Origin of the sequence: Thioalkalivibrio paradoxus ARh 1, from assembly GCF_000227685.2 — a bacterium.
GTDB classification, from domain to species: domain Bacteria; phylum Pseudomonadota; class Gammaproteobacteria; order Ectothiorhodospirales; family Ectothiorhodospiraceae; genus Thioalkalivibrio; species Thioalkalivibrio paradoxus.
This window is the reverse complement of sequence record NZ_CP007029.1, coordinates 1,600,941-1,627,105: the sequence shown is the minus strand read 5'-3', so window position 1 is coordinate 1,627,105 and position 26,165 is coordinate 1,600,941. Positions and strand designations below refer to the sequence as shown.

The 26,165-nt window shown below is 66.3% G+C and carries 26 protein-coding genes and 2 tRNA genes; 12 read left to right on the top strand and 16 right to left on the bottom strand.

The window, feature by feature from the left end:
• Positions 1-103 precede the first annotated feature (103 nt).
• The 4 genes from THITH_RS07550 to THITH_RS17060 all read left to right on the top strand — a co-directional run bounded on the left by THITH_RS07550 (position 104) and on the right by THITH_RS17060 (position 3,395).
• A complete protein-coding gene (locus tag THITH_RS07550) occupies positions 104-1,537 on the top strand; it encodes an FAD-binding oxidoreductase (RefSeq protein ID WP_006747692.1) in 1,434 nt (477 codons plus the stop codon).
• 19 nt (positions 1,538-1,556) lie between these two features.
• A complete protein-coding gene (locus THITH_RS07545) occupies positions 1,557-1,877 on the top strand; it encodes a cupin domain-containing protein (protein ID WP_006747693.1) in 321 nt (106 codons plus the stop codon).
• A 421-nt stretch (positions 1,878-2,298) separates the two neighbouring features.
• A complete protein-coding gene (locus tag THITH_RS07540; protein WP_006747694.1) occupies positions 2,299-2,865 on the top strand; it encodes a sigma-70 family RNA polymerase sigma factor in 567 nt (188 codons plus the stop codon).
• 2 nt (positions 2,866-2,867) lie between these two features.
• The gene (locus THITH_RS17060) at positions 2,868-3,395 is read left to right on the top strand and encodes a cupin domain-containing protein (protein ID WP_006747695.1); all 528 of its coding nucleotides are present in this window, start codon (positions 2,868-2,870) and stop codon (positions 3,393-3,395) included.
• Positions 3,396-3,476: 81 nt separating this feature from the next.
• Here THITH_RS17060 and THITH_RS07530 read toward each other — a convergent pair whose 3' ends face one another.
• The 3 genes from THITH_RS07530 to THITH_RS19170 all read right to left on the bottom strand — a co-directional run bounded on the left by THITH_RS07530 (position 3,477) and on the right by THITH_RS19170 (position 5,981).
• On the bottom strand, positions 3,477-5,219 hold the full coding sequence (locus THITH_RS07530) for a hypothetical protein (RefSeq protein ID WP_156925502.1): 1,743 nt from the start codon (positions 5,217-5,219) through the stop codon (positions 3,477-3,479).
• A 370-nt stretch (positions 5,220-5,589) separates the two neighbouring features.
• On the bottom strand, positions 5,590-5,730 hold the full coding sequence (locus THITH_RS19175; protein WP_232222294.1) for a helix-turn-helix domain-containing protein: 141 nt from the start codon (positions 5,728-5,730) through the stop codon (positions 5,590-5,592).
• A 38-nt stretch (positions 5,731-5,768) separates the two neighbouring features.
• Positions 5,769-5,981 carry a hypothetical protein gene (locus THITH_RS19170; protein WP_006747697.1) on the bottom strand — a complete coding sequence of 71 codons (213 nt, stop codon included), beginning with the start codon at positions 5,979-5,981 and terminating at the stop codon, positions 5,769-5,771.
• 163 nt (positions 5,982-6,144) lie between these two features.
• Between THITH_RS19170 and fabI the strand changes: the two genes are divergently transcribed.
• Genes fabI through THITH_RS07500 form a run of 3 tightly spaced genes read left to right on the top strand, consistent with a single transcriptional unit; the run spans position 6,145 to position 9,543 of the window.
• On the top strand, positions 6,145-6,918 hold the full coding sequence (gene fabI / locus THITH_RS07510) for an enoyl-ACP reductase FabI (RefSeq protein WP_006747698.1): 774 nt from the start codon (positions 6,145-6,147) through the stop codon (positions 6,916-6,918).
• A 4-nt stretch (positions 6,919-6,922) separates the two neighbouring features.
• A complete protein-coding gene (locus THITH_RS07505) occupies positions 6,923-8,329 on the top strand; it encodes a bifunctional enoyl-CoA hydratase/phosphate acetyltransferase (RefSeq protein WP_006747699.1) in 1,407 nt (468 codons plus the stop codon).
• Between the two features lie 2 nt (positions 8,330-8,331).
• On the top strand, positions 8,332-9,543 hold the full coding sequence (locus THITH_RS07500) for an acetate/propionate family kinase (RefSeq protein WP_006747700.1): 1,212 nt from the start codon (positions 8,332-8,334) through the stop codon (positions 9,541-9,543).
• Between the two features lie 64 nt (positions 9,544-9,607).
• Here the strand turns inward: THITH_RS07500 and THITH_RS07495 are convergent, their stop codons facing one another.
• Complete coding sequence (locus THITH_RS07495) at positions 9,608-9,874, bottom strand: type II toxin-antitoxin system RelE/ParE family toxin (protein ID WP_006747701.1); 267 nt, start codon at positions 9,872-9,874, stop codon at positions 9,608-9,610.
• Between the two features lie 369 nt (positions 9,875-10,243).
• Here THITH_RS07495 and THITH_RS07485 point away from each other — a divergent pair, with 369 nt between their 5' ends.
• A complete protein-coding gene (locus tag THITH_RS07485) occupies positions 10,244-11,920 on the top strand; it encodes an alkaline phosphatase family protein (RefSeq protein WP_232222269.1) in 1,677 nt (558 codons plus the stop codon).
• Between the two features lie 101 nt (positions 11,921-12,021).
• On the opposite strand, the gene THITH_RS07480 is transcribed toward THITH_RS07485, so the two are convergent.
• From THITH_RS07480 to THITH_RS07430, 11 genes are all read right to left on the bottom strand, one after another.
• Entirely contained in the window at positions 12,022-13,062 is a 1,041-nt protein-coding gene (locus THITH_RS07480; protein ID WP_006747704.1) for a glycosyltransferase, read from the bottom strand.
• A gap of 191 nt (positions 13,063-13,253) precedes the next feature.
• Positions 13,254-13,327, bottom strand: a tRNA-Cys gene (locus tag THITH_RS07475).
• Positions 13,328-13,404: 77 nt separating this feature from the next.
• A tRNA-Gly gene (locus THITH_RS07470) sits at positions 13,405-13,480 on the bottom strand.
• A 38-nt stretch (positions 13,481-13,518) separates the two neighbouring features.
• Positions 13,519-14,070 (bottom strand): CDP-diacylglycerol--glycerol-3-phosphate 3-phosphatidyltransferase, encoded by a 552-nt coding sequence (gene pgsA / locus THITH_RS07465; protein WP_006747705.1) that lies wholly within the window; start codon positions 14,068-14,070, stop codon positions 13,519-13,521.
• Between the two features lies 1 nt (position 14,071).
• Positions 14,072-15,898 carry an excinuclease ABC subunit UvrC gene (gene uvrC, locus THITH_RS07460; RefSeq protein WP_006747706.1) on the bottom strand — a complete coding sequence of 609 codons (1,827 nt, stop codon included), beginning with the start codon at positions 15,896-15,898 and terminating at the stop codon, positions 14,072-14,074.
• A gap of 4 nt (positions 15,899-15,902) precedes the next feature.
• Positions 15,903-16,526, bottom strand: a complete 624-nt coding sequence (locus THITH_RS07455; RefSeq protein ID WP_006747707.1) for a uracil-DNA glycosylase — start codon at positions 16,524-16,526, stop codon at positions 15,903-15,905.
• Between the two features lie 8 nt (positions 16,527-16,534).
• Positions 16,535-16,999 (bottom strand): CYTH domain-containing protein, encoded by a 465-nt coding sequence (locus THITH_RS07450; protein ID WP_006747708.1) that lies wholly within the window; start codon positions 16,997-16,999, stop codon positions 16,535-16,537.
• Positions 17,000-17,053: 54 nt separating this feature from the next.
• Entirely contained in the window at positions 17,054-18,010 is a 957-nt protein-coding gene (locus THITH_RS07445) for a beta-ketoacyl-ACP synthase III (RefSeq protein WP_006747709.1), read from the bottom strand.
• Positions 18,007-19,035: a phosphate acyltransferase PlsX gene (gene plsX, locus THITH_RS07440; protein WP_006747710.1), complete on the bottom strand. Its 1,029-nt coding sequence runs from the start codon at positions 19,033-19,035 to the stop codon at positions 18,007-18,009. Before plsX ends, THITH_RS07445 begins: the two co-directional genes overlap by 4 nt.
• A 245-nt stretch (positions 19,036-19,280) precedes the next feature.
• On the bottom strand, positions 19,281-19,478 hold the full coding sequence (gene rpmF / locus THITH_RS07435) for a 50S ribosomal protein L32 (protein WP_006747711.1): 198 nt from the start codon (positions 19,476-19,478) through the stop codon (positions 19,281-19,283).
• 75 nt (positions 19,479-19,553) lie between these two features.
• Positions 19,554-20,060, bottom strand: a complete 507-nt coding sequence (locus THITH_RS07430; RefSeq protein WP_006747712.1) for a YceD family protein — start codon at positions 20,058-20,060, stop codon at positions 19,554-19,556.
• Positions 20,061-20,181: 121 nt separating this feature from the next.
• Here THITH_RS07430 and THITH_RS07425 point away from each other — a divergent pair, with 121 nt between their 5' ends.
• The 4 genes from THITH_RS07425 (at position 20,182) to THITH_RS07410 (ending at position 24,867) form a co-directional block, all read left to right on the top strand.
• Positions 20,182-21,606, top strand: coding sequence for an acetyl-CoA carboxylase biotin carboxylase subunit (locus THITH_RS07425; RefSeq protein WP_006747713.1), 1,425 nt, complete (start codon positions 20,182-20,184; stop codon positions 21,604-21,606).
• A gap of 9 nt (positions 21,607-21,615) precedes the next feature.
• Complete coding sequence (gene oadA / locus THITH_RS07420) at positions 21,616-23,448, top strand: sodium-extruding oxaloacetate decarboxylase subunit alpha (RefSeq protein WP_006747714.1); 1,833 nt, start codon at positions 21,616-21,618, stop codon at positions 23,446-23,448.
• Positions 23,449-24,066: a Maf family protein gene (locus tag THITH_RS07415; protein WP_006747715.1), complete on the top strand. Its 618-nt coding sequence runs from the start codon at positions 23,449-23,451 to the stop codon at positions 24,064-24,066.
• 429 nt (positions 24,067-24,495) lie between these two features.
• Positions 24,496-24,867, top strand: coding sequence for a sulfur globule family protein (locus tag THITH_RS07410; protein ID WP_006747716.1), 372 nt, complete (start codon positions 24,496-24,498; stop codon positions 24,865-24,867).
• A 136-nt stretch (positions 24,868-25,003) separates the two neighbouring features.
• On the opposite strand, the gene THITH_RS07405 is transcribed toward THITH_RS07410, so the two are convergent.
• Complete coding sequence (locus THITH_RS07405) at positions 25,004-26,077, bottom strand: alpha/beta fold hydrolase (RefSeq protein WP_232222268.1); 1,074 nt, start codon at positions 26,075-26,077, stop codon at positions 25,004-25,006.
• Positions 26,078-26,165 lie beyond the last annotated feature (88 nt).

Genomic DNA, 26,165 nt, shown 5'->3' with positions numbered 1-26,165 from the left:
GCCGGGGACGCCACGCCAAGGCCCCCGGGTGATCCCCCGTGTGGACGCGGTGCGTAGGCAGCAAGAACCTCAACCCTTGGTGGAATGAACAGGAGGCCTTGCCATGAAAGCGATAACTCTCGACGGTGCCGGATTCGAACTGACGCCAGACATGCTCGACGGCTTGAAGATGCAGCTCCAGGGGCCGTTGCTGACGCCGGATGACCCAGACTACCAAGGCTCGTGCAGCCTTTGGAACGCCATGATCGATCGTCGGCCGGCACTGGTGGTGCGTTGCCTGGGCGTCGCCGACGTGATGGCCAGTGTGCGTTTTGCCCGCGAGCACGACCTGCTGCTCTGCATCAAGGGCGGCGGCCACAATATCGCCGGGTTGGCGGTGGCCGACGGCGCGCTGATGCTCGATCTCTCGCTGATGCGTGGGGTCTGGGTCGACCGCGAGCGGCAGGTGGCCCACGCCCAGGCGGGCTGTGTGCTCGGGGACGTGGATCGTGAGACCCAGGTGCACGGCCTGGCCACTGTGCTCGGCTTCGTTTCGACCACTGGGATCGCGGGGCTCACGCTGGGGGGTGGCTTCGGCTACCTGACCCGCCGCTGGGGCTACACCACGGACAACGTGATCGGTATGGACATGGTGACCGCCGATGGTCATCTGGTGCATGCCAGCGCCGACGAGCATCCCGACCTGTTCTGGGGCCTGCGCGGCGGTGGCGGCAACTTCGGCGTGGTGACCGGTTTCGACTACCAGTTGCATCCCGTCGGCCCCGAGGTCGTTGGCGGCGTGGTGGCCTGGCCTGCCAGCGAGGCCTCGGCGGTGCTCGAGCACTATCGGCACCTGGCCGAGCAGGCGCCCCCTGAACTGACCCTGGTCGCCATGATGCGCCCGGCGCCGTCGTGCTCCTGGCTGCCCAAGGAGTGGCATGGCAAGCCGATCGTGGGATTGCTTGCCTGTTACAGCGGTGATCCGGAGCAAGGCGAGGCGGCAGTCGTCGCCCCAATCAAGGCGTTCGGTCAGCCCATCGGTGACATGCTGGTTCGGCGCTCCTATGCGGAGCTGCAAAAGCTGCTGGATGTGACGCAGCCCAAGGGGCGGCGCTACTACTGGAAGAGCGAATATCTGCCCGGTGTCGAGCCCGCGCTCTGCAAGAAGGCGATCGAGCATGCCGGACGCATTCGCTCGCCGCACTCGGGGGTGATCCTTTTCCAGCTCGCCGGCGCGTTGAACCGGCTCGACAACGACCACTCCCCGGTGGGCAATCGCGACGCCCGCTATGTCTTCAGTGCAGGCGGCGCATGGGAGCAACCGGAAGACGACGAGGCGAATATCGCCTGGGCGCGCGCGGCCTGGCAGGACCTGAAAGCCTTCTCCACGGGTGGCGCCTACATCAACTTCCAGACCGAGGACGAAGGGCCGGAGCGTATGGAAGCGGCCCTGGGCCCGGCCCTCCAGCGACTCGCCGAGGTCAAGCAGCGCTGGGATCCGGACAACCGTTTCCGCGTCAACCGCAACATTCCACCCAGTGGGAAAGGGCACGGGTAGGACGAATAAGGAGAGGACCATGAGAGTCGTCACATCGAACGAACATGAATTTCATCCGATGGGCAGCAGCAGCGACCTGGAGGTATGCATGGTGCGGGAAGCCCACGACGGCGGCATCTCGGGGTTCATCAAAATCCGGAAAGGCGCCACGCTGCCCAGGCACCGGCACATTGCCGCGGAAGAGACCTACATGATCCAAGGCAGGATGGACCTCGGTGATGGCCGGATCGCCCAAGCGGGCGACTACCTGCTCATGGAGCCCGATGAAGTGCATGAAATGGTTGCCATCGAGGACAGCCTGTTCTTCGTAACGGCTCACCGGGGCGTCGAGTGGCTCTGACCCGAGGCCCCAGGAGCGTCGGACCACGCCATCTCGTGGGTGCGCAAGGAGAACTCCTCCAATACCAGGCCCAGAGTTCACCTGATGCGGGCGCATTTTCCCATGAATGGGGCCGGCAAGCGGCAGGGGCCACCACGTCGCTGGGGACGATCTCGTCCACGCCCCGGTCGATCTCTGCCATTGCTCGGTCGTAGGTGGGACTGGCCTCCATCTCCTCGGCCAGTTCCACGAGAACGCGGGTCCACGGGCTCCGTGGCAAGTATCCGCGGGGTTGGGTCGGCGCTTGCAGCTGGCCCGGAAGCCGGAAGCGGCGTTCGCCGCATCCCCGCCCCGACCGTTTCGATCCGATGCATCCAATCGGGCAAGCTCTGCGTACTGATCCACGAATACGCTCGATGCGACCAGGCCCGGGATAACGGAAATGGACACGGAACGATTGCTGGGAAAAGTCGCCCAAGGCGATGAAGAAGCGCTTGCGGCGCTCTACGACCAAACGCTGAACCGGTTGTGGGGCGTCACGATGCGCATGGTCGCGGATCCGGAGGCGGCGCAGGAGATCGTCAGCGACAGCTACCTGCAGATCTGGAACCAGGCCGGCAGATTCGACCCAAGCCGCGGTTCAGGGATCGGCTGGATGTTGATGATTGCCCGGTCCCGAGCCATCGACCATCTGCGTCGCGAGCGCGGGTGGCGCCAGCATCAGGCTCTGGACACAGTCGATGAGAATCCGAGAATGAGCGCTTCCACCTCAACGGACGACACCCGTGACGATCCGGAATCGCTGCTGGCAAGTCTGCAGTCCGCCACTGCCCTGCACCATGCGTTGGCCACCCTGGACAATCGCGCGCATCGGCTTCTCGGGCTCGCGTTCTTCAATGGCATGACCCACGCGGAGATCGCTTCTCACACCGGCGAACCCTTGGGCACGATCAAATCGTGTATCCGGCGTACCCAACTACAGCTACGCGAAATACTACGGAGACACTGACCATGGCCGATCACCGCAAGCCTGGCGACGGCGAACCGCTGGACGAGGACATTCTGGTGGCCCTGCTATCCGCTCAGAAGCCTGTACCACCGGACCGGGAGACCCGTGACCGCATCTGGGCACGATTGCGACAACTGCGCGTATCGGGTGCCGGCCACGTGACCCGCAAGAGCACAGAGGGCATGTGGTTCGACCTGCGGCCGGGCATCCGCGTCAAGCCCCTGCATGCTGATCGCCGAGCCGGGTATCGATCGTTCCTGATGCAGCTCGAGCCCGGGGCTCGTTACCCGAGCCATAGCCACGACCAGGACGAGGAATGCGTTGTGCTCAAGGGAACGCTGCGAATCGGCAATCTGGAAGTCCACGAGGGCGACTATCACCTGGCCCAGTGCGGGAGCGAACATGGGGAGTTGCACAGCGACGAAGGGGCACTGATCTTCCTGCGCACCGGCTATGCCGAGACCGCCCCCGGTTTCTGGCAACGCATGGAAATTCTGGGCCGAACGCTGCGCGCGCGTTTGCGCGGATAACTGGCGGTGTAACCGCTCCTGCGCTCAGGTGTAGGTGCATACCCCGCCCGGAGACCTCCGTTTCCGGGCGGGTCTGCGTCCCTACTGGGCGCTACGACTGCGCAGATAGTCCACCAACGCGGCGCGGCCCGCCACCGGATCACCTACCGACTGTCCGGTACCAGGGAAGTAGAACGGATGCGGAGCATCGGGGCCACGCGCCGGGTCGAGGAGACGGTCGAGGGCCTCGCTGGCGTCGACGCCCGCCACCGATCCGTCATGCAGGACCCGGTTCTTGCTGTCCAGCCCCAGCAGTAGCGGCTTGGCGAGACCACGTACCTCGCCACGGACACTCGCATCCAGCACCACCAGGGAATTGTCATAGGATGGGTGGGGACCGCTTGTCAGGTTGACTTGCACGTCGCTCAGCGGCGGACTGAACACGCTGCGTTCAAACAGGACGGTGGGATCATAGGGCCGGTACATGGACTCAATGCCAACGATCACATCGCGGACGGGCGCGTTCGGGTCGGCACTATGACAGGAGACGCAGTTGGCCCCGCCATCGCTGCGGGAACCGAGGAAGATCTGTTCGCCGAGCGCGACCTGGATCGGGTCGAGACCGTCCGGCGCGGACGGGGCCGGGAGCTGGTCAGTGTAGGCATTCAGCGCCTGCAGTCGTGCCTCGGCGACGCGGAGACCGACGGGTCCAGCCGCACTCCCCGGCGACAGGTCATCACGGGCTGCATCCACGAAGGGCACCACGTCGGCAGTGGCGACGCCTGCTGGGATGACTCCCGTTTCGCGCAGTGTCTCCTCGTAGCGCTCGGCGATCTCGTCGCCCACCGGGCCGGCCAGCACGTTCAGAAATGCACGCCCCGAATCGGTCAGCAGACTCGTTGGATCCAGTGCCACGGTGTAGACCAGGTTGTTGAAATCGTCCAGCCGTTCGAACGCCCCACTGTGGCCCCAGGGAGCCGCGAGATCGGTACGGAAAAACGGCGGGATGTAGGTGGCGTTGCCGATGCCGTCCGGTGTGGCGTCGAACGACGTCAGCGGATAGTACCGGCGCCCGGTGTCGGAATCGCTGCCGGTCAGGTACGCCCGCGCCTCGGCGTCGTCCGAGTCCCGGCGCAGGCCCGGGAAATCACCGTTGCCGATAGTCGCACCATCCAGGCTCTCGAACGCCAGTTGCAGGAACGGGAGGTAGGCCCGGGGATTGTCCGCAACCGCCAGGATCGTCCCGACGTCCAGACCTTCCGCGACGATCCCATCGACCTGGACACCGACGGATCCTGGACCAGCGAAGCCGGCCGGGACCACCGAATCATCCGTTCGGGAGTGGCATACCGCGCAGCTCAAGCCAATCCGATCTCCACGGCCGAGATCCAGGGAGTCCTCGGGATCGAACCCAGGGTCGCTGCCGAGCGGCTTCCGTGCGCCTTCGGCATCGAATGCCACAACCCCGCTCACGGCCCCTTCGTTGATCAGTGCCAGCGTGACCGCTGGCTCGGCCAGCACCGTGTCGGCCGGGTCGGCACCGCTGTTGATCTGATCGAGTGCATCCAGCAGCGCAGCGGCAGTTCCATCGCTCAGCGCCTGGACGTTCACGTTCAGACCCAGCCCCAGTGCATCCAGAGGCGTGACCCCTGCTCCCGCGATCCCCTGTGGTAGCCGCATTGCATCGGTCCAAAAGCGCTCGTTGCCGAAGGTCTCGAACCGGAACACATCCTGACCAACGGAGACATCATCGACCACCGGGGGATCCGCGTCCGTACCGCTGCCACCGCTATTGCAACCCACAAGCAGCGCCACCGACACCGCAACCACCAGCGTGGAAGGCACGAAGGAACGCCGTCTGGCAGGACCCGTTCTTGCGGCCGGAGTGACGGGCAAAGCCCGACTGCTCGAATGACTTGTGTTCATGATGGGTCTCCGATCTGGATTTGAGTTCCGGGCCGCCATCGAGACGGACCCGGCGCAGCGTCATCGCCGCGCACCCATCGATACGTCGCTCATCCGCAACTGGATGCAGTCGTACGTCTACGGAATCGTGGACGACACGCCAAGGCATGAGACCACCATGGCGAGTACCATCCACTAGTTCCACGTAGTTCTTGCACGTTGAACGGCACCGCGATTTTTTTGCTCTCCCGACAGTGCCGGGCAACCTGACACTGCCGCAAGGACTGCCCCCCGCGTCCGTGGCGTTCGGCTACCGCGCCGGCGAAATCAGGTCTCCAATGTCCACCGCGAACGTTCGGACGGGCGCCCGCAGTACCCGCACGGCGCCGGTCTTGTTCCCGGCCTCGATCTGCGAGAGGTAGGACTCTCCCACCCCAGCCGCCTCTGCCAGCTCTTCCTGGGTCAGGCCGCGATGCTCACGCCAGACTCTCAGCGGTGGAGATCACCCGCCTGCAACCAGGCCGCCACGTCGTTGGGGGCGACCTCGTCCTCGCCCCGGTCGATCTCTGCCATCGCTCGATCGTAGGCGCGAATGGCCTCCATGTCCTCGGCCAGTTCCACGAGCCGGCGGTACGTCTCGATGGGTACAACCGCATACTCCGGCTGGCCGTCCCGTTCGATGATCTGCAGGTGTGCGCTCATTTGTAGATACCTCCTCTCGCACCCACTTCAAGCACCTGGCGGGCGAAACCGGCGCCTGCTGCGCCCGACCCCGGTCCGCCAGCGGTTTTGCTAGACTCATGGTGCAGCGCGGCATCGACCAAGGCCGCCAGCGGGTCCCGGTCACTTCCCCGGGAGGGCAGTAATGAACCAGCCACACAGTCTGAAAGGCAAGACCGGTGTCGTCACCGGTCTCGCCAATGCCGACAGCATCGCGTTCGGCTGCGCCCGCGCGCTGCATCGCGCCGGGGCCGACCTGATCCTCGGCTACGGACACCCCAAAGGTGAACCCCATGTCCGCCCGCTGGCCGAACAGCTCGGCGACGCCCCGCTACTGCTGTGCGACGTGCGCGATGACGCGCAGACCGCGGCACTGTTCGGCGCTGCCGCCGAGCGCTGGGGCAAGCTGGACTTCCTGATCCACTCGGTCGCCTTCGCGCCCCGGGATGATCTCCATGGCCGCGTGGTCGACTCGAGCCGCGAGGGTTTTCTGCTCGCGATGGACATCTCCTGCCACTCGTTCATGCGCATGGCGAAACTCGCCGAACCATTGATGCAGGATGGCGGCTGCCTGATCACGATGAGCTATCACGGTGCCGAGAAGGTCATCGACAACTACGGCATCATGGGCCCGGTGAAAGCCGCGCTGGAATCTTCGGTGCGCTACATGGCCGCCGAACTCGGCCCGGAAGGAATCCGGGTGCATGCGATCTCCCCCGGCCCGGTTGCGACCCGAGCCGCTTCGGGGATCCGCGACTTCGATCAACTACTGGCCGAAGCCGGGGAGCGTTCACCGACGCGCAGGCTGGTCAGCATCGACGACATCGGCGAAACCGCCGCATTCCTCGTCAGCGACGCCGCGCGCTCGATCACTGGTGTCACCACCTATGTCGATGGCGGCCTGCACATCAGAGGCTGAAACGATGTCACCCTCCGACACGGAAATCGAGAACCGCACTTACGACGAAATCGAGATCGGCGACACCGCGCGCCTCGAGCGCCGCCTGACCATGGACGACATCAAGCTGTTCGCGGTGATGTCGGGGGATGTGAATCCCGCCCACGTCGACGAGGATTTCGCAAAGAGCAGCCGTTTCCAGGAAATCATCGCCCACGGCATGTGGGGCGGCGCGCTGATCTCCACCTTGCTCGGGACCGAGCTGCCTGGGCCGGGCACGATCTATCTCGGCCAGACGCTGCGCTTCAAGGCGCCGGTGGTTCTCGGCGACGTGCTGACGGTCACGGTCGAGGCCACCGAAAAAAACGACGAGAAGCACCGCATCCGCTTCCACTGCCTGTGCAAGAACCAGGAGGGCAAGACGGTGATCGAGGGCGATGCCGATGTCCTCGCCCCGACGAAGAAGGTGCGCCGACCCAGAGCCGTGATGCCCCGGGTGCGCATGGCCGAGCGCAGGCACCTGCACGAACTCCTCGAAGCCGCTTCGAGACCGGAACCCCTGCCCACGGCCGTCGTGCATCCGGTCGATACCCAGTCGATGCTCGGTGCCCTGCAGGCCGCGCGCCGGGGGCTGATCGTCCCGGTGTTCGTCGGGCCCGAGGAGCGGATTCGCAACGTTGCCGAGGAAGCCGGGGCAGACCTGTCCGAATACGAGATCGTCGCGACCCGGCACAGCCATGCCGCCGCCGAACGCGCGGTGGCGCTGGCGCGCGAGGGAGCGGTCGGCGCGCTGATGAAGGGAAGCCTGCATACCGACGAACTGCTGCACGCCGCACTGCACAAGGAAAAGGGGCTGCGCACCGAGCGGCGCCTGAGCCATGTGATGGCTTTCGATGTCCCGACCTACCCCCGGCCATTGTTCATCACCGACGCGGCGATCAACATCTACCCGTCGCTGGCGGACAAGGCCGACATCATCCGCAACGCGATCGAGCTCGCGCGCGCGGTCAGGATCGAGACCCCGCGGGTCGCCATTCTTTCCGCGGTCGAAACCGTGAACCCCCGGATCGCGTCCACGGTCGAGGCGGCGGCGTTGTGCAAGATGGCACAGCGCGGGCAGATCCAGGGCGGAATCCTCGACGGACCGCTGGCCTTCGACAATGCGATTTCGGAGAGCGCATCCCACGCCAAGGGCATCGAGTCCGAGGTCGCCGGTCGCGCCGACATCCTGGTCGCGCCGGATCTCGAGGCCGCCAACATGCTGGTGAAACAACTGACCTACCTGGCCGATGCCAGCGGTGCCGGCGTGGTCGTCGGCGCCCGTGTTCCGATCATGCTGACCAGCCGCGCCGACGACGCGATCACCCGCATGGCCTCCTGCGCGCTGGCATTGCTCCTCGCCGATTACCAGACCCGGATCGACGGAGACTGAACATGCCGGGGGATCTTCTGGTGCTGAACAGCGGATCCTCGAGCCTCAAGTTCGCCGTGTACACGGTGGACCACGCAACGGGAAACCGCGAACCCGCGCGCCGCCTGCGGGGCCAGATCACCGGGCTCGACGCAACACCGCGTTTCCGGGTGAAGGACGCGGACGGGAAGACCATCGCGTCGGGCGATCCGGCCAATGGCGCACGGGGTTTCGATCAGGACGATGCCTTCGACTTCCTGCTCGACTGGCTGGACCGCGAACCGGGTGGGCAGGCGCTGCATGCCGCCGGTCATCGGGTAGTGCACGGTGGCCAGGCCTTCACCGACGCGGTGCGGATCACCGACGAGGTGATCACGCAGTTGCAGGCGCTGGTGCCGCTGGCGCCCCTGCATCAGCCGCACAACATCGCGCCGATGCGGATTCTCGCCCGGTCACGGCCCGATCTGATTCAGATCGCGTGCTTCGACACCGCGTTTCATCATACCCAGTCGGCCGTCGAGCGTCGCCTCGCGCTGCCGCGTGCGATCACCGAACAGGGCGTGATGCGCTACGGTTTCCATGGCCTGTCCTACGAATTCATCGCCGAGTCACTGGCCAGCCGCATGGGCCGTGCCGAGACCGGGAGGGTCGTCGTCGCGCACCTGGGCAGCGGCGCCAGCCTCGCCGCACTCCGCGACGGCGTCAGCGTCGCCACGACCATGGGTTTCACCGCACTTGACGGGCTGCCGATGAGCACGCGCTGCGGCGCGCTGGACCCCGGTGCCGTGTTGTATCTGCTGCGCGAAAAGGCGATGAGCCCGGAGGACGTCACTGCCCTGCTCCACGAACAATCGGGGCTGCTCGGCATTTCCGGCATCAGCGGTGATATGCGCACCCTGCTCGACAGCCGGGAACCAGCTGCGGAGGAAGCCGTTGCGGTCTTCGTCCATCGGGCTGTCCGCGAGATCGGGGCGCTGGTCGCCATGCTCGGCGGGCTGGACCATCTCGTGTTCACCGGCGGCATCGGTGAACACGCCAGCCCGGTGCGCGAACGCATCTGTGAACGGCTCGAATGGCTGGGCGTCGACATCGATCGCGACGCCAACGGCAGGCACGCCGAGCAAGTCCAGAGCGAACGCAGCCGGGTTGGCGTCTGGATCATTCCCACCGACGAGGAACGGATGATCGCCCGGCACAGCCTGCGCGTGCTGCGGGAACACACACCGATCCTCTGAAAATACTTGCCAGCGCTCGCTGTTTGTTCCGAAGAAGGGGCTGCGCCCAGAAACGGTCCGGCCACTATCGGGCGCCGTGGCAGGCGCGCAGGATCTGCAGGGTGTCGTTGACGGCCAGGTACGGGGCAAGGTACGGCGTGCCGGTGATGACCAGCTCGCGTGCGCCCGGCACCCGCCCAGGCCGGCCGATGTGCGGATACCGTTGGAGTTCCTCGACACGCTCCCTGATCCGGGCGAGGACCGATCGGGCTGCGCGGGGGGTATCCTCGACGATGTAGCCGAGGACATCCCGAAGGTCCTCGCGGGCCTGGAGCGACAGAACGACTTTCATCTGTTGTTCACATGTGCCTTGGTTTTCTCGTCGATGAGCGCTTCGATCTCCTGCACAACCTCGTCGAAGGGGATTGCTTCGCCCCGGGCGAGCGAGGCCTGCGCCTGCTCGATGCCCTGGCATCTGCCAAGCCTGGCTGGCGATATATTGCTTGAGGGCTTCCTCGCTCACCCAGTTACATGAGCGGTCCATGGCCTTGGCGAGCTCGCCGATTTTCTTCGAGATTGCCGGATCCGCGCGGACGGTGATGGTGCTGGATGGCATGGTCGGGCCTTGCTCGGTTGCGGTGCATGCAATTGCACTCATCGCACCTGCGGGCATCACCCCCGATGCAAAATCGGAGCTTCACCGGAACCACCGGGCAGGCGATTGGGAACGCGCGCCTCGCAGCTGCGTTGCCCGCCTCTTAGGCCTGTGCGACAGTACTTTGATGGACTGGTGCCCGCACTCGCTATGACCCCCTCCCGGTTACTTGTCATCGGGCTGGACGGGTTCGAGATCTCGCTCGCCGAGGCAATGATGGCGGCCGGCGAACTACCGCACCTGCAGGCGCTGGCGGCGAACGGTGCTGTGTTCGATATCGATCATGGTCGGGCACGCGCGACCGGTCTGGCGTGGGAGCAGGTCGCGACGGGTCGTGCACCCGACGAGGGGGGCCGCTGGTCCGCGGTGCGTTTTGACCCGCAAACCTACACCGTGTGCCAGGAACCGACCCGGTCGGCGCCCATCTTTGCGGCGCTCGATGCCCGGATGGTGGTCTTCGACCCCCCGTATTTCGACCTGTCGCGCACATCCGCCCGCGGGGTCACGAACTGGGGCGCACACGATCCAGGGGTCGCTGCGCACGGAAAGCCACTCGGGCTCGACCGGGAGCTCCTGCACCGCTTCGGTCCGTACGCCGCGAAACCCTGGATCTACGGCTTCACCTGGCCCTCGCAAGACCGCACCCTCGAGGCCGGCCGCGCACTGGCGGAGGCGGTGCGGCAGCGATCCCGCGCGGCGCGTTGGCTGCTGCACGAACGCTTGCCGGACTGGGATCTCGCGCTGGTAACGATCAGCGAATCGCATTCGGCGATCGAGCAGTTCTGGCACGGCGTCGATCCTGACCATCCGTTGCACGGGCTGCCTTCGGGGGCACCGGCCGGGCGCGCGATGCGTGAGATCTATCGCGAAATCGACCGCCTCTGCGGTGATCTTCAGCGGATGGCACCCGACGCCGGAATGATGGTCTTCGCGATGCACGGGATGGGTGCCAACCAGGCCGACGTTGCAGCGATGGCGCTGCTGCCCGAACTGATGTATCGGCTCGCGTTCGGCCAGCCGCATGCCGCCACTCCGGTCTGGCCAAACCACCTGGACAACGGCATTCCGCTGCTGGAGCCGGACCAGAGCTGGCATCAGGCCATGAACACTCTGGTGCCGGCGCAGCCGGTTTCCGGTTCGTTCAGCCGCCTGGCTCGGCTGCGCAGGCGGATTCAGGGCCGGCTCGGGCGTTCCCGATCGGACGCCCACCGCCCGGACGCGCTCGAATGGATGCCCGCCGCGCGTTACCAGCCGTTCTGGGAACACATGCCCGCTTTTGCTTTTCCCGCGTTCTACGATGGCCAGATCCGCCTCAATCTTGCTGGCCGAGAACGGTCCGGACGGGTTCCTATCGCGCAATTCGAGGCGGTTCGCGATGGGGTCGTCGACGCGTTGCACCGAACCCGTTGCGCCATCACCGGGCTGCCAGTGGTGGAGGAAATCTGGTTCCCCCGTTCGGATCCACTGTTGCGGTCCGATTTCGAACCGGATCTGTTCATCCAATGGAACGAAACACCACTCGGTTTCGATCATCCGACCGCGGGACGGATCGGACCCTACCCGTTCCGACGTACTGGCGGACACACGGGCGAGCGCGGATTTGCGTACATAGACTGGCCGGGCATAGCGCCGCGGCGCGGGCGTCGCAGTGCTTTCGACATCGTTCCAACGATCTTCCACCTGCTGGGCCAAGCCTACCCACCCGGGCACAGTGGTCAGGCCATCACCCAATCCAGACCGTAGCGGGAAAGCAGGGTCGGCTGATTCCCTGCCAATACGATGGCACGGCTTCCCCCTTGGGCCATCCACCGAGCCAGCGGTCGGACGCACGCCAGGGAGCCACCTCAGGGCGCATTGGGGCACGCGTTTCCGGCGAGGAACGCATCGCGTGCGCGCCGGTAGGCCTGCCAGGGCCGGTCGAGCTGGAGTAGGGTCGCGGCGGCCAGCGGCCCGGCAAGTACCCCACGCAGGAACAGCCTGGCCTGCACGTTGATCGTTCGGTTGCGGGCAACGCGCAGCAGTTCGGTGCTCGGGATCACTCCTCCCAGCGCGTCGCACGCCTCGGCCAGCCCGGCCATCCCGCCGCCGGCATACGCCAGCCGTAGGTTGCGGCTGATGCTCCTCGCGACCTGGAGGTCGATGGCGTCTCGCAGCCTGCCCGGTACCGCACCACCTTCGAGGGTCCGCCACAACTGCACCCGCGCCCAGACTTCGTCCAGGCGGCGGATCGAGAACGACCCCGTGATGCTCCCGGGGCACTTGCGGTGGTTGTACAGCGCAGCGTCCAGCAACACCACCCGCCGCGCGGCATTCAGCAGGAGCGGCGTGGTGAAGGTGTCCTCGTGAATACGCCCTTCCGGAAACCGTATCGTTCGGAAGAGATACCTCGCATACAGTCCGTCCCAGACGACCGTGTCGATGCCGTTCGCCAGGTACGCCAGCACCGCGGGTCTCCCGCCGGTCCACGCAATCCGCCCGGATTGCGGCCGTTGAACGACCCGGGGCGTCCTGCCGGGCTCAAGCACGCGGTAACCGCACTTGACGACGTCTGCATCGTCATGTCGGGCCACCGCCCACAGGGATTCGTACATCGTGGGATCAATGAAGTCGTCCGCATCCACGAAACCCAGGTACCGGCCCCGGGCCATGCAGATACCCGCATTCCGCGCCGCCGATAATCCCCTGTTTGGGCGATGCAGCACGCGCAGGCGCGCGTTCGAGCGGGCGATGGCGTCGAGGATCGCACCACTGCGGTCGGTCGAACCGTCGTTCACCGCGATCACCTCGAATTCGCGGCAAGTCTGTTTCAGCACCGAGTCCAGACACGCCTCCAGGGAGCTTTCGGCGTTGTAGACCGGGATGATGACCGAGATTTCAGGGCTCATGGGAGCGTTCGGGTCCGTTCCCCGGCGCGATCATCGAGCGCGTGCTGGCAATCGTGCAGGTGGCGCCGACATGGACAGCACCGGCGGGCGCCAAGGCCAGCCTCATACGCCCCAGGCAAACCGGTGCCGGGTGCCTAGCCTGTCGGCACAGTCTACGGAATCTGCGGCATCGGCAGCGTCGTACAAGAAGATGGAGGCTGGGGTCGGAATCGAACCGGCGTACACGGCTTTGCAGGCCGCTGCATAACCACTCTGCCACCCAGCCAGGGTGCTGTGTCGTCGCGGCGCATGCAGGTCGCGCCGGAAACAGAAAACCCCGGTGACCCGGGGTTGGGAAGATACTGGAGCGGGAAACGAGACTCGAACTCGCGACCCCAACCTTGGCAAGGTTGTGCTCTACCAACTGAGCTATTCCCGCCCGACAGGCCCGCAATGATAGCGTCTGCTGCGAAACTGTCAAGCACCCCGGCGCGCGGCCAGCATGTACTGGGCCATCGAAATCAGCGTGAGCACAGCGGCCAGGTACAGCAGCCATTCGCCCAGCAGGTACATCGGAACCCGGCCGAGCGGTACTGCCCAGAGCAGCAGGAAGATGGATACCATCTGCGCGGTCGTCTTCACCTTGCCGATCCACGAAACCGCCACCTGCGCACGGCTGCCGATGGCCGACATCCATTCGCGCAGTGCGGAGATCGCGATCTCACGCCCAATGATCACGATCGCGGCAATCGCGATGCCGAGGGTGGCATCATCGTGGACCACCAGCACCAGCGCCGCGGCCACGATCAGCTTGTCCGCCACCGGATCCAGGAACGCGCCGAAGCGCGACGTGACCTCCAGCCGCCGGGCCAGATAGCCGTCGAGCCAGTCGGTGAGGCCGGCAAGCGCGAAGATCAGCGCAGCGGTAATGCCGCCCCATGGATCCGGCAGTCCGTAGAACAGGACCACCATCAGCGGGATCATCGCGATACGCGACCAGGTCAGCCATGTGGGCAGGTTGCGCAGCATGTCAGTTCTCGTGGAATCCTTCGTAGATGGCCTGCGCCAGGTTGTGGCTGATGCCGGGGACCTTGGCCAACTCTTCGACTCCGGCACGCGAAATACCTCGCAGCCCGCCGAAGTGGCGCAGCAGCGCTCCCCTTCGTTTCGGACCCAGCCCGGGGATGTCCTCGAGCCGGGATTCCCGCCGGGCCTTCGCGCGCCGCAGCCGGTGTCCGGTAATCGCGAATCGGTGCGCCTCGTCGCGGATCTGCTGGATCAGATGCAGGGCGCTGGATTGCGCCGGCAGTATAGAAGGCCCCTGCACCCCGCTCAACACCAGGGTCTCCAGACCCGCGCGCCGCTCCGGTCCCTTGGCAACACCCACCACGCGCATGCCCTTGATGCCGTGGTTGCGCAGTACGTCCAGGGCCTGGTTCACCTGGCCCTGCCCGCCGTCGATGAACAGGATGTCCGGCAGCGGCCCGGCCTCCTTCTTCAGTCGCGCGAACCGGCGGTCCAATGCCTGGTGCATCGCCGCATAGTCGTCGCCGGGGGCGATTCCGGCAATGTTGAACCGGCGGTAATCGGACTTCAACGGCCCCTCGGGGCCGAACACGACGCAGGACGCGACAGTGCCTTCGCCCTGGGTGTGGGAGATGTCGAAGCACTCCATCCGCGCCGGCGGTTCCGGAAGCTGCAGCGCCTCGGCCAGCGCCTGTAGCCGGGACTGCTGCCCCGCCTGGCTGGCCAGCCGCGTCTTCAGTGCGAGTTCGGCATTGCGCTGCGCCATCTCCACCCAGCGGGCGCGCTCTCCGCGCAGTGACCACGCCAGCCGGACGCGGCCGCCGCGGCGCTGCTCCAGCAGTGCGGCCAGGCCCTCGGGCTCGCGCGGGCGATGCGACACCAGCACCAGCCGAGGCGGTTCGCGCTCGGCATAGTACTGCGCCAGGATCGCGGCCATGATCTCGTCGTCGCCGGCGTCATCGGGCAGCTTCGGGTAGCGCACCGAATTGCCCAGGTTCTGGCCGTGGCGAACGAAGAAGATCTGCACCGCGGCCGCCCCGCCCGCGCGCGCCAGTGCAAAGATGTCGGCGTCGCCGTCGCCACCGGCCACGTACTGCTGCTCGGAGATCTGGCGCAGGTGGGCGATCTGGTCGCGCAGCCGTGCGGCCCGTTCGAACTGCAGTCCGGCCGAGGCCGTCTCCATGCGCTGGACGAGGTCGCCGATCACCTGCTCGCTGCGCCCTTCCAGGAAGCGCACGCTGGCCTGCACGTCGGCCGCGTACTCGTCCGGATCGATCAGCGCCACGCAGGGCGCGGTGCAACGCCCGATCTGGTGCTGCAGGCAGGGGCGGCTGCGGTGGGCGAACACGCTGTCCTCGCATTGCCGGACCAGGAACAGTTTCTGCAGCAGGTTCAGGGTCTCGCGGACCGCCACCGCAGATGGGTATGGCCCGAAGTAGCGAACGCCTTTCCGGCGGGCGCCGCGATGAAAACCGAGCCGGGGATATTCGTGATTGGAAACAAAGATGTACGGGTAACTCTTGTCATCCCTCAAGAGCACATTGTAGCGAGGCCGGTGCCGCTTGATCAGGTTCGCCTCGAGCAGCAGCGCCTCGGCTTCGGTGTGCGTGACCGCCACCCGGATGTCCGCGATCTGAGCGACCATCGCGCGCGTCTTCGGGCTGCGTTCGCCGGTACTGCGGAAGTAGCTCCCGAGCCGCTTGCGCAGGTTCCGGGCCTTGCCCACATACAGCACCGTCGCGGCATCGTCGAGCATCTGGTAGACACCCGGGGCCGAGGTGCAGGACGCCAGGAATTCCCTGTGGTCGAAGGCGGGTTCGGTCGCGCTCATCGCTTCAGGATAACCGGGCGCGAATCTCCCCGAACAATTCCTCGAACATCGCCGGCGTGAGGCGCCGCGTCTGCGTGTTGTAGCGCGAACAGTGGTAGGAATCGAACAGCGTGCGGCCAGACCCGAGATCGTGCTCGGCGCCATGCGCGAACGGATGGGCACGCAGCGGCCGGTCGAGCGCGCGCAGCACCGCCTCGTGGGCGATGCGCCCCAGCGCGAGGATGATGCGGGGGGCCACCGTCGCGATCTCCGCACCGAGGAACGCGTTGCAGCTGCGGATCTCCGCTGCCGTCGGCCGGTTCTGCGGCGGCAGGCACTTGACTGCGTTGGTCACGCGGCAGTCGTGCAGCATCAGGCCGTCGTCGCGCCAGGTCGCCTCCGGCTGGTTCGCGAATCCGAACGCGTGCAGCGTTTGGTACAGCAGAATACCGGCATGATCGCCGGTGAAGGGCCGCCCGGTTGCGTTGGCGCCGTGCATCCCCGGCGCCAGACCGACGATCAGCAGGCGGGCCGGTTGTGGGCCGAAAGGCGGAACCGGGGCCGCGTGGTAGGCGGGATGCGAAACCCGCACGGCGTCGAGATGGCGGGCAAGGCGCGGGCAGCGCCGGCAATCGGGGTCGAATACCATCGGCGGGCTCACCAGCGCGTGTAGGGGTGGCGGGCCAGTTCGGTGTTGTAGTAGCGGGGGTCGTGCGAAACCTCCTCGCCCAGCCAATCGGGACGCACGAAGGGCTCCTCCGGGTCGCTCAGTTCGATCTCGGCGACGATCAGCCCCTGGTTTCGCCCGGCGAACTCGTCGATTTCCCAAACATGGTCGCCATGGCGCAGCTCGTGACGCGTCTTCTCGACCACTGCCCCGGCCAGTTCGTCGAGCAACACTTGTGCATCGTCCAGCGGCACCGGGTATTCGAACTCCTGGCGTTCCACCCCGAGGGTGGCGCTCTTGATGTTCAGGGTCGCCTGGTCTCCGGCGATGCGCACCCGCACCGAGGCGCGCGTGTTCCCGCACAGGTAGCCCTGCCGCATCGGTCTGGACGCCTGCACCTGGGAACGCCATGCGTCACCTTGGATCAGAAACTTGCGTTCGATTTCTTTAGCCATGAACGAGCAGACTCCAGCGACCGCCCGTGGCCTTTGGGCGACCCGCGGCGGTGTTCACATGCGGATCAGCGCCGCGCCCCAGGTGAAGCCGCCGCCGAAGGCCTCGGTCAGGATCAGGTCCCCGGGCTTGATCCGCCCGTCGCGCACCGCGACATCGAGCGCCAGCGGGATCGATGCCGCAGAGGTGTTGCCATGAGTATCGACCGTCACGACCACGCGCTCCATCGACATGGCCAGCTTCTTGGCAGTGGCCTGGATGATGCGGATATTGGCCTGGTGCGGCACCAGCCAGTCCAGGTCCGACTTCGCGATCCCGTTGTGCGCCAGTGTCTCGTCGACGATCTGGTCGAGGGTATTCACCGCCACACGGAACACCGCGCGCCCTTCCATGCGGATCTTGGTGTCCTCGACGTCGTTGCGCGAGATGCCGCCCGGCACCTCCAGCAGCGATCGCTGCGAACCGTCGGCGTGCAGGTGGGTGGACACGATGCCCGGCTCGTCCGACCGCGACAGCACCACCGCACCGGCACCGTCCCCCCACAGGATGCAGTTGCTGCGGTCGGTGTAATCCGTGATCCGGGACAGCGTCTCGGCCCCGACCACGAGCACGTGCCGGCATTGACCCGCCCGAATGAACTGGTCGGCAGTGGCCAGTGCATAGACGAATCCACTGCAGACTGCCTGCACGTCGAACGCGGGACAGCCGCTGACCTCCAGCTTCGCCTGCAGCAGACAGGCAGTACTCGGGAAAATCTGATCCGGCGTCGTCGTCGCCACCAGGATCAGGTCCAGCTCCGCTGCGGCAAGGCCCGCCGCGTCCAGCGCCCGGCGCGCCGCGTGCAACGCCAGGTCCGACGTCGCCTCGCCCGGGCCGGCGATATGGCGCACGCGGATCCCGGTTCGGTCGACGATCCACTCGTCACTGGTATCGACCATCCGTTCGAGGTCGGCGTTGGTGAGAATGCCCTCCGGCAGATAGCTCCCGGTGCCGGCGATCCGTGCAAAGCTCACACTTCCACCTCCTGACGCAGCAGACGGCCGAGCTGTTTGTCGATCCGCTGTGGAACGTTGGCCTCGGCCTCCTTGCGTGCGATCCGGATGGCATTCTGGAACGCCAGCGCATCGGCACCACCGTGGCTCTTGATGACAATGCCCTGCAACCCGAGCAGCGACGCGCCGTTGTAATGCCGGGGGTCGATGCGGCTGCGGAAGCGGTTCAGCACCGGCAAAGCCGCAAGCCCGCGCAGCCGGGTCAGCCAGGAGCGCTTGAACTCGCTGCGGATGTTCTCCGAGATCATTCTCGCCACGCCTTCGCTGGTCTTCAGCGCGACATTGCCGACGAAGCCGTCGCAGACAACCACGTCGACATCACTGCAGTAGACGTCGTTGCCCTCGACGAAGCCGATATAGTTCAGCGAGGAACGCTCCAGCAGGTGCGCCGCCTCGCGCACGCGGTCGTTGCCCTTGATCGCCTCCGACCCGATGTTCAGCAGGCCCACCCGTGGGGTCTCGTTGCGGTCGATCGCCGTCACCAGTACCGACCCCATCACTGCGAACTGGTACAGGTGCGCAGCTTCGACATCGACGTTCGCGCCGAGGTCCAGCATGTGGGTGTGGCCAAACAGCGACGGCAGCGCGGTCGCGATTGCCGGACGGTCGATCCCTGCCAGCGTCTTCAGCACGTAGCGGGCAGTCGCCATCAGCGCCCCGGTGTTGCCGGCGCTGACGCAGGCCTGGGCGCCGCCCTGCTTGACCAGGTCGATGGCCCTGCGCATCGACGAGTCCTTCTTGTTGCGCAGCGCGACCGCCGGCAATTCCTCCATGCCGACCGTCTGCGAAGCATGCAGCACCTCGGCGCGCGGCTTCACGGGCTCGGGCCAGTGGCGCATGTGAGCACCGATCACGGCCTTGTCGCCGACCAGCACCAGCCGGATATCCCGCGTTTCCTGCAGCGCACCAAGCGCCGCAGGCATCACCACGGAGGCCCCGTGGTCTCCGCTCATCACATCAAGCGCAATGGTGTACCTGTGGCTCATGCCGATGCGACCTGCCCTCGTGCTGTCCGTCCCTGGGGCGCTCGCGCTCGCACACCCCGGCGCTGGCGGTGCGCAGACAGGGCGCAGTACTGGACCGCCCGCCGGATGCCAGCCACCGGACCCGGCAGCCACAGGGTGCCGCAGAAGAGCGGCATACGGGAATCAACGACCGGATAAGTGTGTGGGAAAAGAACCGGGAAAGCGAACTGAACCCGACGCGGTCACGCCGGAACCGGAACCCGGTGTCAATCCTCGTCGTCGTCGATCGCCACGTCCTTCGCGATCACCTGGCGGCCGCGGTAGAAACCGTCGGGCGATACATGGTGCCTGCGGTGCACTTCGCCCGTGGTGGGCTCGATCGACAGGGTCGCGGGCTTGAGTGCGTCGTGGGAGCGCCGCATGCCGCGCTTGGAAGGGGTGGTACGGGCCTGTTGGACTGCCATGATGCCTTCTCCAGTATGCTAGTCCCGGGACGGCCCGGGGCGTGTTTTATGACTTCGATCGCCGGGCGGCGCAGGTCAGGATCCCTTGCGCATACCCTTCAGCACCGCGAACGGGCTCTCCTCGGCCGAGACCGCGCCGGGCTCGAACTCGCGCGCGCGCCCGGCGCTACAGCCTTCGTGGCGAGGCGAGAACGGCCAGGCCAGCAGAATCTCGTCCTCGACGAACCCCGCCGGCCGCAACAGGCCATCCGCCTCGACTTCCACCGCCTCTTCGTCCGCGCCCAGATCCGCGGCCCGCGCACCGGACCGGACCAGGGCCACGTCCGGCGCCAGCCGGAACTGCCAGCGCATGGGCTGCAGACAGCGCTGGCATTGCTGCCCCACGCTGCCTTCGATCGTGCCGCGCAGCCGGATCTCGCCCAGCGCGCCCTGCACGATCGTCAATTCGGCATGTACCGCCACTTCCGCCCCCTCGGCGGCCGCAGCCACCCGCGGCAAATCCTTGGCGGAATACTCGCCCTCCCAGCGCTGATTCAGCGCACGCGGCAGAAACGGATCCAGGGAAACGGGAATACGGCTCATATCAAGGGCGCGGAATATACCCGCGCAAGGGGCTTTCTGTCAAAGTGAACAGAGGCTTACTTGCAGCCGTGCGGACCCTTGCGGATACTGCCAGTTCGCAACTTCCGACGGGGCACTGGGCGTGATCCGCATCCGCAAGCTGCTTATCGCCAACCGCGGTGAAATCGCGGTCCGGCTCATCCGCGCCTGTGCCGAGACCGGCATCAAGTCCGTGGCGGTATTCACCGATGCCGACCGCCACGCGCTGCATGTGAAGAAGGCGGACGAATCGTATTCGATCGGCCCTGACACGCTCGGCGGATACCTGAACATGCACCGGCTGATCAACGTCGCCCGCGCCGCCGGCTGCGACGCGGTGCACCCCGGCTACGGCTTTCTGTCCGAGAACCCCGAGTTCGCAGAGGCCTGCGAATCGCGCGGCATCCGCTTCGTCGGCCCGTCGCCGGAGGTGATCCGGCGCATGGGCGACAAGGTCGCGGCGCGCACGGCAATGATCGAGGCCGGGGTACCAGTAGTGCCCGGCTCGGACGGCAACCTCGAGAGGCTGGAGGTCGCGCTCGAAACGGCCGAGAAGGTCGGCTACCCGGTGATGCTGAAGGCGACCAGCGGCGGCGGCGGGCGTGGCATCCGCCTGTGCACCGACCCGGCGAGCCTGGAACGCAACTACGAACGCGTGCGCTCCGAGGCCACGCGCGCATTCGGCAGCACCGAGATCTTCCTGGAAAAGGCGATCGTAAATCCCCGCCACATCGAGGTGCAGATCCTCGCCGACGCGCACGGGCAAGTCACTCATCTCTACGAGCGCGACTGCTCGATCCAGCGCCGCCACCAGAAACTGGTCGAGATCGCGCCGTCACCGCAGCTGAGCGAAAAGCAGCGCAGCCATGTCGGCGAACTGGCCGTGCGCGCGGCCCAGGCCGTCGGGTACCAGAATGCCGGCACAGTCGAGTTCCTTCTCGACCGCGATGGATCGTTCTATTTCATGGAGATGAACACACGTCTTCAGGTGGAACATCCAGTTACGGAGATGATCACCGGTATCGACATCGTGCAGGAGCAGCTGCGGGTCGCCCGCGGCCTGCCGCTACGCTACCGCCAGGACCAGATCAGCCGACGCGGCTACGCGATCGAATTCCGAATCAACGCCGAGGATCCGGAACACGACTTCCTGCCGAGTTTCGGTCGCATCACGCGCTATTTCGCGCCGGGCGGTCCCGGCATCCGGACCGACGGTGCGATTTATACCGGCTACCAGATCCCGCCGCACTACGATTCGATGTGTGCGAAGCTGATCTGTTGGGCGCTCGACTGGGAACTGCTGCTGAGCCGAGCCGACCGGGCGCTGCGCGACATCGGCGTGTTCGGGGTCAAAACCACGATTCCGTACCACCTTGCGATCGTGAACCACCCAGCGTTCAAGACCGGCAACTTCGATACCGGGTTCATCGCGGCGCACCCCGAGCTGACGCAGAGCCCGGCGACGCGTTCCGACCGCAACGTCGCCGTCGCCATTGCCGCCGCCCTCGCCGCACACCACGGCCTGTAGGACACCTCCATGAGCCGAGTTCACGTTACCGATGTCACCCTGCGCGACGGCCACCAGAGCCTGATCGCGACCCGCCTGCGCACCGAGGACATGCTGCCGATCTGTCCGCAACTGGACCGGATCGGCTTCCACTCGCTCGAGGCCTGGGGCGGCGCGACGTTCGATGCCTGCGTGCGCTTCCTGAAAGAAGACCCCTGGGAACGCCTGCATCGGCTGAAGGCGGCATTGCCGAATACACCGTTGCAGATGCTCCTGCGCGGCCAGAACCTGCTCGGATACCGGCACTATGCGGACGACGTCGTACGCAGTTTCGTGCACCGAAGCGCCGCCGGCGGTATCGCGATCTTCCGCATCTTCGACGCGATGAACGACACCCGCAACCTGCGCGTGGCGATCGAGGCCGCCCGCGAGGTCGGTGCGCATGCGCAGGGCACCATCTGCTACACCACCAGCCCAGTGCACACCGCGCGCCAATTCGTGGCGATGGCGCGCGAGATGGTCGAGATGGGGGTCCAGAGCATCGCGATCAAGGACATGGCCGGACTGCTCACGCCAAGCGCCACTCGCGAATTGGTTACCGACCTGGTCGACGCGGTCGACGTGCCGATCCACCTGCACGCGCATGCCACCTCCGGCCTGTCCGAGCTGTGCCACTGGCAAGCGATCGAAGCCGGCTGCCGGCATATCGAGACGGCGATCTCCGCGTTCGCCGGCGGCACCAGTCATCCCCCGACCGAGAGCATGGTCGCTGCGCTCGCCGGCACCCGCTTCGACACCGGGCTGGACCTGGCCGCACTGCAGGAGATCGGCGCCTACTTCCGCGAGGTGCGCAAGAAATACGCGCGCTTCGAGAGCGGCTATACCGGCGTCGACACCCGCGTCCAGACCAATCAGGTTCCCGGCGGCATGATCTCCAACCTCGCCAATCAGCTGCGCGACCAGGACGCGCTGGACAAGTTCGACGCGGTGCTGGTGGAGATCCCGAAGGTACGCGAGGACCTCGGCTATCCGCCGCTGGTCACGCCGACGTCCCAGATCGTCGGCACCCAGGCGGTGATGAACATCCTGGCCGGCGAGCGCTACAAGGTGATCACCAACGAGGTGAAGCATTACCTGATGGGCCATTACGGCCGCACGCCGGGCCCGGTGAACCCGATCATCCGTGGCAAGGCGATCGGCAATGCCGAGGTCGTCGAATGCCGTCCGGCGGACCGGATCGCTCCAGAGATGGAATCGCTGCGCGCGGACATCGCCGAACTCGCGGTGAACGAGGAGGACGTGCTCACCTACGCGCTGTTCCCCGAGATCGGTCGGCAATTCCTCGAACAGCGCGCCGAAGGCACCCTGGTTCCCGAACCGCTGAACCCGCCGCAGGCCAGCACGGCCGAGGGTTGCCCCGCACCGGTGGAGTTCAACCTGACCTTCCATGGCGAGACCTACCACATCAAGGTCACTGGCAGCGGCCACCGCCGTGAGGATTCGCGACCGCTCTACGTGACGGTGGACGGCCTGCCCGAGGAGGTGTTGCTGGAAACGCTGGACGAAATCGACGTGGCTCCGGCCCCGGTCAGCCGCAGCGACACGGGCAAGCGGGCGCGCAAGAACCACCCGCGCCGGGCCACCCGCCCCGGCGACGTGACCACCTCGATGCCCGGCACCGTGATCGACGTGCTGGTTTCCGAGGGGCAGCAGGTCAGCGCCGGTGACCCGGTGCTGGTGCTCGAGGCGATGAAGATGGAGTCGGAGATTCCCGCGCCGGTCACCGGCGTCGTGAAGGCGGTGAACGTGACCAAGGGCCAGGCCGCGAACCCGGATGACGCGCTGATCGAGATCGAGGCCTGAATGGCAACGGCCCGGCCGCTGGTGCTGGCCTCGACCTCCTCGTACCGCAAGGCGCTGCTGCAGCGGCTCGGCGTGGTGTTCCAGACCGCGGCCCCACGGATCGACGAGTCGCCGCTCTCCGGCGAGGCCCCGGAGGCCATGGTGGCGCGGCTGGCCGCCGCCAAGGCCGCCGACGTCGCACGCGATCATCCCGCGGCGCTGGTGATCGGCTCCGACCAGTGCGCGGCGGTCGGCGGCCGGATTCTCGGCAAACCCGGCTCCCACGAGCGCGCGAGCGAGCAGTTGGCGGCGCTGTCCGGCCAGCGAGTGGTCTTCTACACAGGCCTGTGCCTGATCGACAGCGCCGGCAACCGGCAGTGGCTGGAGACGGTACCGTATGCGGTGGAGATGCGTTCGCTCGCGTCCGAGGAGATCGAGCGCTACCTCCGCGTCGATCGGCCGTATGACTGCGCGGGCAGCTTCCGGTCCGAGGGGCTCGGCATCTCCCTGTTCAGACGCATGGAGGGCGACGACCCCACCGCGCTGATCGGCCTGCCCCTGATCCGTCTCTGCGACTGGCTGCGGGAGGCCGGCCTGCCGATCCCCTCACAGGCGCCGCCCGAGCAAAGCGCAGGCTGAACCTGCGCCCGCAGGACTGCCCGCGGGCCGAGGAGGGTCCTGCCATGCTGTTGGGCTAGGCGGTTCGACCCGAGGCATCCGTATCTCGCGGCATTTTCCTGCGACCCGATGGAAGGTTCGGGCGCTAACCCAATGGAGAACCAAAGATCTTCGGAAGGCAGGCTACAGCCACTCCAGAGTTCCGCCGAAAACCTTGATCTAGATCATAATTTCTCGGTAACATTTCCGTAATATCAGCAAACACTGATGCTTTGCCAGGGGTGGCACTACCACCTTGAAAACCCCCAGGGAGGCGTCTTTAATACGAATTCGTTTTTCCGAGCCCATCGGTGCGCGCCCTTCGCACCGGCGGGGCATGACAGGAAGTACCTCGGTGGTACGGGATGTACGAGTACATTCAAGGGCTATCACAACCTAGGAGATTTCGATATGCGTAAAGCGATGAAGGTTCTGGCGGCTGCCGCTCTGGTTGGTGCGTTTGCGATCCCCATGCAGTCGAGCGCATGGTGGGGCGGCCCGGGCTACGGCTACGGCCCGCACTACGGCCCCGGCTACGGCTACGGCCCGGGGTATGGCCGCGGTCTGGGTGACTGGTTCGGTCTCGGCGACATGTTCGGCGACTTCGACTTCACCGCCCGCGGTCGCGGCCACGGCTATGGCCGCGGTCATGGCTACGGCGACTACTACGGCTACGGTCGTCCGTACGGCTACGGCTACGCCCCGCACTACGGTGCCCCGTACTACGGCGGTCCGTGGGGCGCGCCGGCTCCGCAGCAGCAGGCTCCGGCCGAGGCCGAGTAAGGCATGTAGACGACTGGCTGGAACACCCAGCCGGTTCGGAATGCCAGGCCCGATCCGCGAGGATCGGGCTTTTTTGTGCCCGCGTCGAACCTCTACCCGCGGCGGCTCCAGCGCGCGGCAAGGCCGCCTTCGGCCCTCACCATCGGCGGCGCTCCCGAAGGCCTCTCGCAGGCAACGCGCAGATGCGGTCGCGTGCCTGCTCCAGGTCGACTTCGATACCGCGCTGAACCTCAGCCGGATCCTCGAGCCAGGCGGCGATGTCGGTGAGCGGATCCTCAGCACCGCGGTACCGCGTCAGCATGTGGTAGCCGTCGGGATACAGCACCATCCGGAGGGGCTCGAGGTCCGTCACCGGCACGCGCCCGAGCCACTCGCAGACCGGCCCTGGCGGAATCACCTGGTCCCGCAGACCGTAGAGCAGCAGCGTCGGTACCGGAAACCGGGCCGGTCCGTCGAACACCTCGGTCATCAGTTCGGTCACGCCGTGCAGCGTGTCGACCCGGGCCTCCTTCTGTACCATCGGATCCCGCCTCAGGGCTTCGATCACTTCCGGATCGTCGGTCGGCCGGATCCCGAGATCGGCCACTGCGTCGCCGGAGAACGTCGCACCGGGGGCGATCCGCAGCATCACGGCAAGGCTCAGGCGCTGGTACCAGGGCATCGTCTGCGTCCCCCAGACCGCCGGGGCGAGCAGGATCACCCCGTCGACATCCGGCACCGGATCGTTCATCAGCGCGCGCAGGGTCACTGCACCCCCCATGCTCTCGGCCACCAGCACGATCCGGGCATCCGGATACCGCTGGCGGAGCAGAGCCACGACCGCATGCAGATCGGCCGCCAGGGTCTCGCCACCGGCCCAGACTCCTAAGCGTTCGGTCACACCGAAGCCGCGTTGATCGTAGGCGTAAACCGCGGCCCACCCGGTGTCCACGAGCGTTGCCTCGAGAGCGGCATAGGCCTGGCCGTAGTCCCCGAAGCCGTGCAGACCCAGCACAACCGTATCGGGTGCCCGATCCTGAACCCATCGATGGATCGGCAGGCGGTAGCCGTCGGCCATCACCGCCACCGCATTGCGCAGCTCCGGCTCCTGCACCGGCGGCCCCGCCGGCTGCAACTGAACTCGGCCACAGGCAGCCAGCAGCAGCGCGATCAGACACCCGACAACAATCCGCAGCGCCGGCATCAGCACAGGGGCAGGGTCAGTTGGCACAACGGCAGATCGCCCACCGCGAGGCTGTCCCGCTGGAGCTGTGCATCGAGTACGAACTCTGCGGACCCGTTCATCACGCCCATCCTCG